Raw genomic sequence first — 11,685 nt, 5'->3', positions numbered from 1 at the left:
CAAAAGCCCCAAAAGATTTAAACTATCAAAATCTCCATTCAAGCGCTACATTCACGGCATCTTCGGCGTTTTTGGCAGTGATAGAGCATGGAGAGTAAGCGGCTTGGGATGTAAGAGGACCTCGCCCGTTATAACACATACCGCTATCAGTTACAGAGTGTTGGAAATCATGCTCATAAGCCAAAGATATACCAAAATTGTTTGTAAATTGATAAGACCCACCAATTGTAATAGCTTCTTCTGTGATGGCTGGGAAGCCGTATAGGTTAAATAAGTCTATATCGTATTGGTTAAAATTACCACCACTTATATTTACAGTTGGTCGATTCATATTTGTTCCAAAGCTGTTGCTTCTTATAGGACTTCTAGCGTAGTTAAAACCAGCTCTTAATGTAAGCTTTGGCGTAACTTTGTAAGAGGTACCAATAGCGTATACCCATTGGTCTTTCCAGCCAAAATCTTTATAACCATCGGCGTTGGACCAGTTTATCCATCTTATATCAAGACCCACGTTCCATTTGTCTGTAGGAGCTACACCTACACCAAATCCAAGCTCTTGAGGCTGTTCAAGTTTTAAATCTTGAAAACTTCCACTGAATTTTCCTTGGGAAGCTCCGACAAAATCAAATACATGTCTATATGTCATAGATATAGGCGTTTGATAATTTAAACCAGCGTATACAAAATTACCAAAGTTGAAAGCCACACCGAGCTGCCCACCTATGCCAAGAGCAGAGCTTTGACCACCACCGTAAGAAGCGTTGCTTGTGCAGTTGAAAGCGCCATTTTGTGTCAGAGCGCATCCATTTGGCATAGTAGCATTCATATCCAAAGACCCATAGGCTAAGTCTAAACCAGCACCTATGCTAATCATAGGATTTATCTGATAAGATAAAGCTGGTATAATACGCATAAATTGAAGCGTTGTTCTCATGTTGTAAAATGCGGGATTGGTTACTGGTTGGCCAGAAGAGTTTCGACCTATAAATTGCATCGGTCCTTTTCCGCTATAATCCGTACCCATACCAGACACACCAAAAGCACCTATACCAAAAACAAGTTTATCGTTTATTCTATCTACAATACCTATTTCTGGCACCAAGAATAGATTCGCGTTGCTATCTGCTGAGGCTGAGGCGTTCGGAGTTGGGTATGGGGAACCATTGTACTGATTAAATCCGTTGTTTTCAGCTTTTACGCTTGGCATAAATAGCATACCACCAAATTGGAGTTTGAAGTTTTTGGCGGTGCTCATCCAAGCTGGGTTTCTAAATATAGAATCTACGGAACCTACTGGCATGCCAACGCCTATACCACCCATAGCTTCGGAGTTTGGAGTAACACCTATTAGGTCATCACCGTTTGTGGCGAAGGATGTTTGTAATGGTATAGCTACTGTGCTTGCAAAAACTGCCAGAAGAAGAAGCTTCTTTTTCATATCAAAAACCTCCTAAATTAGTGATTATCATTATAGTGAAATAACTGTGATTTTACTTTTCTATTTTCTTATAGCTTTTGATATGAATAGTTATATAAGAATATTAGCATATGCTAAAGATATAGATATAATTTATGATAATTATCAACTAGTAAATTTGAAATATTGGCTTTAAATTTTTATCTGTAAATATATTTAAGGAGTCTGTGATGAAAAGAGCTAGCATAGTGATAGATGAAAATACTTACGCTAAATCAAAAAAAATATTTGAAGAGTATGGGCTAACTTTCAACGAGGCTATTAGGCTTATATTGAGTAAAATAAGTGATGATGAAGTTGTTAAGTTGATTAAACCAGCCGAGTATATTCCATCGTCAGAGCTTATAAAGAGGATAAAAAATGTAGAGCAAGGTAAAAATATGGACGAATATGAAGATGTAAATGAGTTGTTTGATAAATTAGATTTGTAAATTTGCTAAAACTTAAAGCAGAAAAGGGTTTTGAAAAGGATATTGCTCTTTTAAAACGAACCCGTAAGTCAAATCTGCAGAAGACATAAGCTTACTGGTGATTTAGAAGGCTATGAAGCTTTACATATACAAGGAGATTTGGTGATGATATTTAAAATTAAAGATGATGAATTAATCCTTGTTATGATTGGTAAGCATACAAAAGTATACAAAAAATTTAAATAACTAAGTAAAATCATTTACAAAAAACTTTAAATTGATAATTTTTATTAATTAATACTAACTTTTAAAGGAGGTTAAATTATGTTTGGAATGCTTGTAGACAAGATTGAAAAAGCCATTGAGCAAGACAAGAAGAAGCCAAATTTGGGGCTTATAGACATTGAGAAGGTAAAAGAGCTTTACAAAAATGGGGCTCTTGTGTTGGACGTTAGGCCTGTGGGCAAGGTAGAGGGCAAAAATGTTGAAGAGGCCGGTATTAAAAATGCCTACTACATACCAATCACAGATATCACTAAGCATCTTGACAAGTTGCCAAAGGACAAGGAAGCTCCAATTATTACCACCTGTAAACTTGTAAAATTTGCCAACAGGGCTATGGGTTATTTGGAGGCTCTTGGCTATACAAACGTTTACGTGTTTGACGGTTCTACGCCCGAGCTTATAGAAGCTCTATCAAATGCTTGATATTTTTCCGCCCGTAGCGGGCGGGATGTTATTTTAAAAAATCTTTCATTTCTTCAAGCCAATGAGGTATTTCAAGGTTTAACGCTTTTGATATCTTAGTGTTGTCCATAGGGGAAAATCTCGGCCTTTTGGCTGGTAGGTTAAAATCAGACTGATAAGCTGGATATACAAATTTATCAATCTTTTTAAAAGCCAAAAACTCCTTTGCCCATTCATAACGAGAGGCATAACCAGAGTTTGTAAGATGATAAAGTCCTATAAGGCCTTGTTTTATGGCTTTTAATGTGATATTTACCAAAGTCCTTGTGGAAGTAGGCACAGAAAACTCGTCACAGGCTATTCGAAGATAATCTTGGTTTTTAGCCCATTCTAAAAGCTTATATAAAAAGTTTTGCTTGCCATCTCCATAAACCCAGCTTGTCCTAAATATCAAAAATTTCTCTAAACCTTCTTCTAGCGTCCAAACCTCTCCCGTTAGCTTGCTTTTACCATATTGATTTAATGGATTTGGCGTATCTTCTTCTTTGTATAAACCTTCTTTTGTTCCGTCAAATACATAGTCCGTAGAATAAGTTATAAAATAAGCTTTGTGTTTTTTTGAAAGATAAGCTAAATTTTTTACACCATAGGCATTCGTTTTGTATGCGTTAAAAAAATCCGTTTCTGCTTTATCCACAAGATTATAAGCGGTGCAGTTTAGCACTATATCAGGTTTGTAGCTTTCAAATACCTCTTTTAGTTTGTCAAAATCTGAGATATCACACTCTTCATAATCAAGGGCTAATATATCTTTGTCTTTTAACTCTCTCTCAAACCCTTGACCAAGCTGTCCTTTTTTTCCAAGTATTAAATACCTCATCTATACACTTTTTCCCAGTATTCTTTTAGGTACTTCAATTTTCTTGCTACCCAGGGCATGTTGTCTATATACCATTTTACAGTTTTTTCGATGCCCTCTTCAAAGGTGGTTTTTGCTTTCCATCCTAATTCTTTTTGAATTTTTGTAGTATCTAAAGAGTATCTAAAATCATGTCCTGGTCTATCTTGCACAAATTCTATAAGAGCCTCTGGTTTGTTTAAAAGCTTCAATATCGTTTTTACCACTTCTATGTTTCTTCTTTCTTGATGGCTTCCTACGTTGTAAACCTCTCCTATTTTACCTTTTTGCATTATCTCAAAAATAGCCTCTGCACAATCTGATACAAAAAGCCACTCTCTTATATTTTGCCCCGTTCCGTAGACTGGTATTTTTTCGTTGTTTAGGGCTTTTAATATGACAACAGGGATTAGCTTCTCTGGATATTGCCAAGGACCGTAGTTGTTGGAAGGTCTTATAGTGATTACTGGAAGTCCATATGTTTTGTAATAAGCTCTTCCAAGCATATCAGCAGAGGCTTTTGAAACAGAGTAAGGGGAGTTTGGAATAAGCGGTGAATCTTCTCTAAACGTTCCTTCTTCTCCAAGCTCGCCATATACCTCATCGGTGGCTATGTTTATAAATGCTTCTATACCTACTTCTTTAGATGTATCTAAAAGTACCTGCGTACCCTTTACATTTGTCTCTATGAAAGGACTTGCATCTAATATGCTTCTATCCACATGAGATTCCGCTGCAAAATGCACCACTATGTTTGGTTTTTCTTTTTTGAAGATGTATTCTATAAACTCTTTGTTTGTAATATCTGCTTTGTAAAAGGCAATATTTTCTTCTACTTCTTTTAGTCTTTCTAAATCCCCAGCGTATGTTAGTTTATCAACAACAACTATATCGTATCCTTTTCTTACGCCTTCTCTTACAAATTCACTTCCTATAAAACCAGCTCCACCTGTTACAAGTAGTTTCAAGACAATCCTCCATATAAAAAGTCGTTGTCTGCTTGCTCCAACGTTGGTAGATTCTTATCTTTATCTGATAGTATTATATCATCCACCATATCTAAAGGCCATTTTATGTTTATGCTTTTGTCGTTCCATATGATGCCTCTGTCATGCTCTTTTGAATACTCGGCCCCAGATACCTTGTAAATTATTTCAGCTTCTTCTGAAAGCGTTAAAAACCCATGGGCAAAGCCTTTTGGTATAAAAAGCATAAGCTTGTTTTCTTCTGAGAGTTCATAACCTACCCATTTTCCGTAAGTAGGACTATTTTTTCTTATGTCCACCGCCACATCAAATATCTTTCCTTTTATGCATCTTACAAGCTTTCCTTGGGCTGCCGGTTGTTTTTGGTAATGAAGGCCTCTCAACACACCTTTTGTAGATTTTGAATGGTTGTCTTGGATAAAGATATCCTTTATACCGGCTTTTTCAAACTCTGATTTTTTATAGCTTTCCAAGAAAAATCCCCTCTCATCCTCAAAAACTTTTGGCTTTATAAGTATTACCTCTGGTATCTCGGCTTTTATAAATTCAAAAGGCATGGTCTTTAGCTATCTCTATCAAGTATTTTCCGTAATCTGTCTTTTTAAGAGGTTCTGCTAGCTCTAATAGCTTTTCTTTGTCAATCCAGCCATTTTTGTAAGCTATCTCTTCTATACATCCTACCATAAGCCCTGTTCTTTTTTCTATCGTTGATACAAACTCAGACGCCTCAATAAAACTATCGTGAGTCCCAGTATCAAACCATGCAAAGCCCCTTCCCAACAAGTATGCGTATAGTTTTTGGTTTTTAAGATAAACTTCGTTTACCGATGTGATTTCTAGCTCTCCTCTATGAGAGGGTTTTATCTCTTTTGCTATATAGTATGCATCCTTGTCGTATATATACATACCAACCACTGCGTAGTTTGATTTTGGGTGTTTTGGTTTTTCCTCTAAGGATATTACTTTTCCATCTTCTGATATCTCTGCTATGCCAAAGCGCTCTGGGTCTTTTACGTGATAGCAAAATATAGATGCTCCGTTTTCTTTCAACACCCTTTCTTTTGCTGAGTTTACAACCTTTAGCAAATCATGTCCAAAAAATATGTTGTCTCCCAATAGATAAAACACATAATCATCCTTGATGAAGTCTTTTGCCAAGATAAGCCCTTCTGCCAAACCCCTTGGTTTTTCTTGGATTATGTATGTTATATTCAATCCTATATGAGACCCATCTTTTAATAAAAGCCTAAAACTCTCTAAATCTTGCGGATTTATCACAATACCTACATCTCTTATACCAAGAAGCATAACCATAGAAAGCGGATAATATATCATAGGCTTGTTGTATATAGGCAAAAGATGCTTGTTTAATACAGTAGTCGTGGGATACAACCTTGTACCAGAACCCCCAGCCAATATAATTGCTTTCATACTGAACTATTTTAGCATTGGTTTATAAGGAATGTAATACAAAATAGATTTCTATGTGATATAATTAAATTAATATGTTTAAGGCTTTTAATAAAAGCTCAATACTTTTGGGGATTTTGTTGGCTTTTGCTACAAGTTATGGGATGGGTGAGACCACACCTATGCAAAGCGTACCGACTGGGATTGTGTGCAAGGTTATAGATAATACCGGCAAAGCCCATGTTTTGCAAAACTGCAACTGCGATGGCAGGACTTACATAGATGTAAAAGACGGTTCTTTGAGCTATTTTGTGGATTTAAATACCGTTAGGTCAATAGATGTTAAAGCTTTTAGGGGAAGAGAAGTGGAAGTTGATTTGAAAACAAACATAAATCCAAATGGCGAACTTGTAGATGTGTCGAAAGACATGACTTGCTATGGGCTTGGAAGCCTTGGAAATGCAAAATTTTATATAAAAAACATAAAAAGTATGTATATTTTAAAACCATGATAGGAGAACGTTTGATGAAAAAAACATCTTTGGCTTTGGCAATACCGTTGGTATTTGTTGGTGGATTTTTAGTGGGTGCAAAGGCAGAGCAAAGCAAAAAACACGAATCAGATGCTGATTATATAAGGCTTTTTATGGATGTTTTTGAAATTACAAAACAAAACTACGTGGTGAATCCGAGTACCAAAAAAATGATTTACGGTGCTTTAAACGGTATGCTTCAATCTCTTGACCCTTTTTCAGATTTCTTTACACCTTCTGAGTATAAAGAGTTTACCCAAGATACAGAAGGACAGTTTGGCGGTATAGGTATTGAAATAGCAAGAAAAGACGGAAGACCTATAGTAATAGCTCCCATAGAAGGAACTCCTGCTTACAAAGCTGGTATAAGGGCTGGGGATATTATTATAAAGATAAACGGCAAAGATACATCCAACATGAGTCTTTTTAAGGTTATAAAGCTTATAAAAGGAAAACCTGGTACCACTGTAACTCTTACTGTGTTTAGAAAAGGCGTAGATCATCCTCTTACTTTTAAACTTACAAGAGAGATAATAAAAGTCCCTGCGGTAAAGGCTACGATGGTAGACAACCATATAGGTTATATAAAGCTTGTGCAATTCCAAGAAAACGCTTACAGCGAGCTTGCAAAAGCTGTTAAAAAACTTGAGGCAAAAGGAGCGAACGAGTTTATCTTTGATTTGAGGAACGACCCAGGTGGTCTATTGACGCAAGCGATAAAAGTAGCTAACGTATTTTTGCCAAAAGATAAGCTTGTGGTTTATACAAAAGGAAGAGTGGTAGGAGAGCATAAGTATTACACCACTCAAAACCCACTTATACCTATGCAAGATAAAGTAGTGGTGCTAGTAAACGGTGGTACTGCAAGTGCGGCTGAAATAGTAACAGGTGCCTTAAAAGATTACAAGAGAGCTACTATAATAGGTGAAAAAACCTTTGGTAAGGGTTCTGTTCAAAACCTTATACCTTTGGAAAACGGGGCAGGTCTTAAGCTTACGATAGCTTATTGGTATACACCAGCTGGTATCTGTATAAACAAAAAAGGTATAATGCCTGATATATACATAAAATTCCCAGCCAAAGAGCAAGAAGAGCTTATCAAAACCATAGAAGATATGAGGTTAAAAGGAGATAAACAAAAGGTTATACTTCTTCCAAACAAAGACCCTCAACTAAAAGCTGCTATAGATTATTTGGAAGGGAAGCCGGTAAAATCCCAAAAAGAAGAGAAAGAAGAAAAAGCTTCTTAATAGATGAGTTTTGAAAAGGAAAATCTTTGTCTTGGCGTAGAGACTTCTTGCGATGATACCGCTTTAGCTTTATATAGTGATAAAAGAGGTCTTTTAGATAGCCTGCTCAGTTCACAGGTAAACCTTCATAAAGAATACAACGGTATAGTGCCAGAGCTTTGTTCTAGAGAGCATACAAAAAACCTTTACATACTTTTTTATGAGCTTTTAGAAAAAAACAATGTAAAACCAAAAGACATAGATTTTTTGGCAGTTACGATGGCTCCTGGTCTTATACTATCCCTTCTGGTGGGTGTATCTTTTGCAAGCGGTTTTTCTTATGCCACTAGCGTGCCTATAGTTCCAGTCCACCATATAGAGGCTCATATATATTCTGTGTTTTTAGAATACGATGTAGAATACCCTTTTTTAGCCCTTGTAATATCAGGAGGTCATACGGAAATATACCTTGTAAAGGGGTTTGAAGAGTACGAGCTCATAGGCAAAACCCTTGATGATGCAGCAGGAGAAGCTTTTGACAAAGGAGCAGTTTTACTTGGGCTTCAATATCCAGGCGGGCCTGCCATAGAAAAGTTTTTATCTTCTTATGAAAATCCTGAAACTGTAGATTTCCCAACGCCTATAAAAGATGATAGAATTGCCTTTTCTTTTAGTGGTTTAAAAACGTTTTTAAGAGAAAATGTCATGCGTTATCCAAAAGAAGCTTTGGCCTTTTCTTATCAAGAGGCTATTGTTAACCATGTAATAAGGACATTGCAAAAAGCCATCCAAAAAACTGGTGTAAGACGTCTTGTGGTAGTAGGCGGTGTAGCAGCCAACAAGCGCCTCAGAGAAAAACTAAAAACCCTTGACGTAGAATGCTATATACCTTCTATAAAATATTGCACAGACAACGCCGCTATGGTGAGCTTAGTGGGTACTTTAAGATTTGCAAAAGGAAAGTATTTTAAAAAAATAGACCTTCATAAGTTAAATCCCCAACCCTCTTTGAGTTTAGAAGCTTTTACAAAAACTATCTAAATCCCTTATAATATTCTCATGAAAGCTTTAAAAATAAATACAAGGGAAATAGATTATAATGAAGAGTTGATTAAAATACCAGATAAGCCGTTTTTAGTGCCAGATTCTCTTGCTAAGGCTTTGTTTGAGGCTTACGATGGCGTAAAGCTTTACTCTATTAGAAAATCTCATGTTAGACATCTTAACGTATCTTATTCTCTTAAAAGCCCTAAAAATGTATTGGTGATACTTGATTTGGATGCTTTTAGTAGCTTTTGTGCAATACCTGTTTTAAAAGCTATAGAAAGGAACTCTTCTTTAAAAGTATTTAGTTTTTCAAATAGGCATATTTTTGAGCTTTTTGGTATCGAGCTTTTAAAAGAAGCACCGTCTTTAGAAAGCCTCATGGAATACGACGCATTTTATACGCTGTTTCAGGAAGATATATCGTCTTTTGAATTTGATACGTCTAATAGGATAGATTATTTTGAAAGATTCTTTGACACAAAAGCTGTTGATATAGAGCCCTTTATAAAAAATCAAGCCAAATTTCATAAACTCAGAAGGTTTTTATAAAGGAGATATAAAGGATACTTCAAATATAGATAAAATGATGACAATTCCAAAAGATATTTTTGGTAAAAGCACAATTAAAAAGATTTTAGAGGCTTTAGAAAATGCAAAAGCTATAATCACCACTCACCCAGCCGTTTCTTTTCTTTGTCATCTAAACAAAATCCCTTGTGTTTTTATAGTAGGTGGGTTTGATGAAAAAGTGTTTGGAGAAAAATCTTTTTCAAAGCTTTTAAAAATCCCATATGTAGGCTCGCTTTGCTCTAGTCCATGCATGAGAGTAGGGGATGGTGTTTGTGTGGAAGGTAGGTCAAAGGGACTTTCTATAAACCCATGTCTTCAAATAGATAGCGTAAAAAATCAGCACATAGAAGATGCTATAGCAAAAGCAAATAAGGAGCTTGTAAGTGAAGGCGTGTGTAAATTTTGTAATGCAAACACCACATTTACCATATTAGATATCGAAAACTCCAAAGAGTATAAAGAGTGTAATACTTGCAAAAGTGTATTCTCTGATAAAGAAGAGTTTTACGTAGATAAAGATATGGCGATGTGGGGGATAACTGGATTTTTTAGCTTTTATAAAAATCATATGGCGATGAGCTTGCTTGGTAAACTTCACAGCATAGACATAGCTTATATCCTAAAAGCCTCAAATCTAAAAGGTAAAGTCCTTGTTTACAAAGCTTGCAACGGAGAGGTATCTCATCTTCTTAGTTATCTTGGGTATGAAGTTGTGAGCGTAGAAGATGATAACGATTTAAAGCAAATGGGGTTTGTGCTTTTTGGCATCAGATACGACGAGAGGAGTTTGGAAGATATATTAAAAGAGGTCGATATCGTTTTGATACCTGATGTAAGGCTTTTGGAAGATACAAGTATATTAAAAGCTTTTAAAGATAAGCATATACTAATAGGAGCTCCAAATAAAGAAAGCATGTTAAAAGCTTTGGGAAGATACAACGACTCTGTAAAAACCTATGTAAGTGAAAACGCTTTAATAAAGATGATGAAAGATGTTGGAAAAGATGTGTTTTTATATCGCTCTTACGAGCTATCCTATCCAAAAGATTATTTTGGTGAGCTTTTATCAAGTGTATTACATTTAGGCAACGATATTTTTATATCTTTGTTTGAACATGAGAATTTCTATAAGTTAAAAGCCAAATACGGTACTTATGTATATGCAAGCTCGTTTCCTATAGAAAAAGAAAACACCAATAGAGGTATAGACTTTTCAAAATGGCATATGTATGAAAAATCTGTTTTTACATTTCATAAAACTTCTATATCTACTCACGATGAACCTTATCTTGAAATCTACAGCGAAGGTCCAAATGGAAAAGTACTCATCACAGACCATTGGGAACTCATATCAAACTATCCAGAGCTTTTTGCATCAAAAGGCTATACCGTAGGAATATTAAGAAAAGATATACCGTTGAATTTAAGCAAGCTAAAGGAAGAAGTAAAAGAGTTTTCGCCAGATTTTGCTTTTTTTGGCTTTTACGGGGACTTGTTTTTCATGAGAGATGAAAGCACTTGGGATATGAAGCCAAGGGATTTTTGGTTTAGGGAATTTAATTTTCCAATAATAACTTTGAAGGTAGATTTTCCAAGTGTGAATAGATATAGTCTAACAAAAGAGGGTTTAGAAATATTAAAAAAATACAAGCACAAGTTTGCCATCATACATCACGATAAATTTTTAACAGATTGTTTTAGGGCTTTTGGTATAAAAGCCTATTGGTGGACATCAAATGGTTTTATAATGAGCAGTTTAAATCTGTCCACAGATGATATTGATATACCAAATGAAGAAAAGCTTTTTGATATAGTTTTTCCAGGGACTATGCACCAACCAAACGAAGAGGTTTACCAAAAATATAAAGACTATATAGAGTGCTATAAAGCTGATGTATCAGATATAAGAAAATGTGTAAATATACCATGCATAAAAAATGGATTTTTTAACGACGAATTTTTTAGCGTGTCAACCTCTGTGATGTCATACGTAAGAGCTCTTTATCCTAGGCTTTTAAAAGAAAGATACAAAGATAAGATGCTTACCACAGAGCTTATAAATATCCCATACTCAAGGCTAAAACATGTGATATCTGCCTCTAAGATTACATTTTATATACACTCTCAAGGCTTTAGCACAATACACGATATGACTTTTGATCCACCTTTGTTTGGTAGTTTTCCCATGGTAGATAGAAAAGAAGAAGCCAAGATACTATTTCCAAATCACTACAAAGAAATCACATACACCAACATAGAAGATGCTATAAGAAAAATAGATTATTATCTATCTCATGAAGATGAACGGGAATCCCTTGTGAAAGAGCTAAAAGATATCATACTCACATATTATAAGCAAGATTTTAGAATAGATATGATAGAGTACGCTTTTAGTGAGTTAAAAGCTTAAAACCCCTTGTCATATTAAAGTTGTGATA

At 35.4% G+C, this 11,685-nt stretch carries 12 protein-coding genes and 1 pseudogene; 8 read left to right on the top strand and 5 right to left on the bottom strand.

Annotated features, from left to right (window positions below; all coding sequences use genetic code 11):
• Positions 1-25: 25 nt before the first annotated feature.
• Positions 26-1,438 carry an OmpP1/FadL family transporter gene (locus ACYQZV_RS01970; RefSeq protein ID WP_459892648.1) on the bottom strand — a complete coding sequence of 471 codons (1,413 nt, stop codon included), beginning with the start codon at positions 1,436-1,438 and terminating at the stop codon, positions 26-28.
• Between the two features lie 209 nt (positions 1,439-1,647).
• Here ACYQZV_RS01970 and ACYQZV_RS01965 point away from each other — a divergent pair, with 209 nt between their 5' ends.
• The 3 genes and pseudogenes from ACYQZV_RS01965 to ACYQZV_RS01955 all read left to right on the top strand — a co-directional run bounded on the left by ACYQZV_RS01965 (position 1,648) and on the right by ACYQZV_RS01955 (position 2,595).
• The gene (locus ACYQZV_RS01965) at positions 1,648-1,908 is read left to right on the top strand and encodes a type II toxin-antitoxin system RelB/DinJ family antitoxin (protein ID WP_459892646.1); all 261 of its coding nucleotides are present in this window, start codon (positions 1,648-1,650) and stop codon (positions 1,906-1,908) included.
• A gap of 69 nt (positions 1,909-1,977) precedes the next feature.
• Positions 1,978-2,133 (top strand): annotated as a pseudogene (locus tag ACYQZV_RS01960) (type II toxin-antitoxin system mRNA interferase toxin, RelE/StbE family); the annotation flags it as partial.
• A 78-nt stretch (positions 2,134-2,211) separates the two neighbouring features.
• Positions 2,212-2,595, top strand: coding sequence for a rhodanese-like domain-containing protein (locus tag ACYQZV_RS01955; RefSeq protein ID WP_459892645.1), 384 nt, complete (start codon positions 2,212-2,214; stop codon positions 2,593-2,595).
• 28 nt (positions 2,596-2,623) lie between these two features.
• Here ACYQZV_RS01955 and rfbD read toward each other — a convergent pair whose 3' ends face one another.
• The 4 genes from rfbD to rfbA are packed head-to-tail and all read right to left on the bottom strand — an operon-like array spanning position 2,624 to position 5,889.
• Complete coding sequence (gene rfbD, locus ACYQZV_RS01950) at positions 2,624-3,454, bottom strand: dTDP-4-dehydrorhamnose reductase (protein WP_459892643.1); 831 nt, start codon at positions 3,452-3,454, stop codon at positions 2,624-2,626.
• Positions 3,451-4,440, bottom strand: a complete 990-nt coding sequence (rfbB, locus tag ACYQZV_RS01945; protein WP_459892641.1) for a dTDP-glucose 4,6-dehydratase — start codon at positions 4,438-4,440, stop codon at positions 3,451-3,453. Before rfbB ends, rfbD begins: the two co-directional genes overlap by 4 nt.
• Complete coding sequence (gene rfbC, locus ACYQZV_RS01940) at positions 4,437-5,015, bottom strand: dTDP-4-dehydrorhamnose 3,5-epimerase (protein WP_459892639.1); 579 nt, start codon at positions 5,013-5,015, stop codon at positions 4,437-4,439. The genes rfbB and rfbC overlap by 4 nt, the downstream gene beginning before the upstream one ends.
• Positions 5,005-5,889, bottom strand: a complete 885-nt coding sequence (gene rfbA, locus ACYQZV_RS01935) for a glucose-1-phosphate thymidylyltransferase RfbA (protein ID WP_459892637.1) — start codon at positions 5,887-5,889, stop codon at positions 5,005-5,007. The genes rfbC and rfbA overlap by 11 nt, the downstream gene beginning before the upstream one ends.
• Positions 5,890-5,963: 74 nt before the next feature.
• Between rfbA and ACYQZV_RS01930 the strand changes: the two genes are divergently transcribed.
• The 5 genes from ACYQZV_RS01930 to ACYQZV_RS01910 are packed head-to-tail and all read left to right on the top strand — an operon-like array spanning position 5,964 to position 11,657.
• Positions 5,964-6,380: a hypothetical protein gene (locus ACYQZV_RS01930; protein ID WP_459892635.1), complete on the top strand. Its 417-nt coding sequence runs from the start codon at positions 5,964-5,966 to the stop codon at positions 6,378-6,380.
• Positions 6,381-6,394: 14 nt separating this feature from the next.
• On the top strand, positions 6,395-7,651 hold the full coding sequence (locus tag ACYQZV_RS01925; protein WP_459892776.1) for a S41 family peptidase: 1,257 nt from the start codon (positions 6,395-6,397) through the stop codon (positions 7,649-7,651).
• 3 nt (positions 7,652-7,654) lie between these two features.
• Positions 7,655-8,671, top strand: a complete 1,017-nt coding sequence (gene tsaD / locus ACYQZV_RS01920; RefSeq protein ID WP_459892633.1) for a tRNA (adenosine(37)-N6)-threonylcarbamoyltransferase complex transferase subunit TsaD — start codon at positions 7,655-7,657, stop codon at positions 8,669-8,671.
• An 18-nt stretch (positions 8,672-8,689) separates the two neighbouring features.
• On the top strand, positions 8,690-9,226 hold the full coding sequence (locus ACYQZV_RS01915; RefSeq protein ID WP_459892631.1) for a hypothetical protein: 537 nt from the start codon (positions 8,690-8,692) through the stop codon (positions 9,224-9,226).
• Between the two features lie 34 nt (positions 9,227-9,260).
• A complete protein-coding gene (locus ACYQZV_RS01910; RefSeq protein ID WP_459892629.1) occupies positions 9,261-11,657 on the top strand; it encodes a glycosyltransferase family protein in 2,397 nt (798 codons plus the stop codon).
• The last annotated feature ends 28 nt before the right edge of the window (positions 11,658-11,685 follow it).

The organism is Hydrogenobaculum acidophilum (assembly GCF_054656715.1).
Note: the sequence above shows the minus strand (reverse complement) of the source record. Positions and strands in the feature narration are given on the sequence as shown.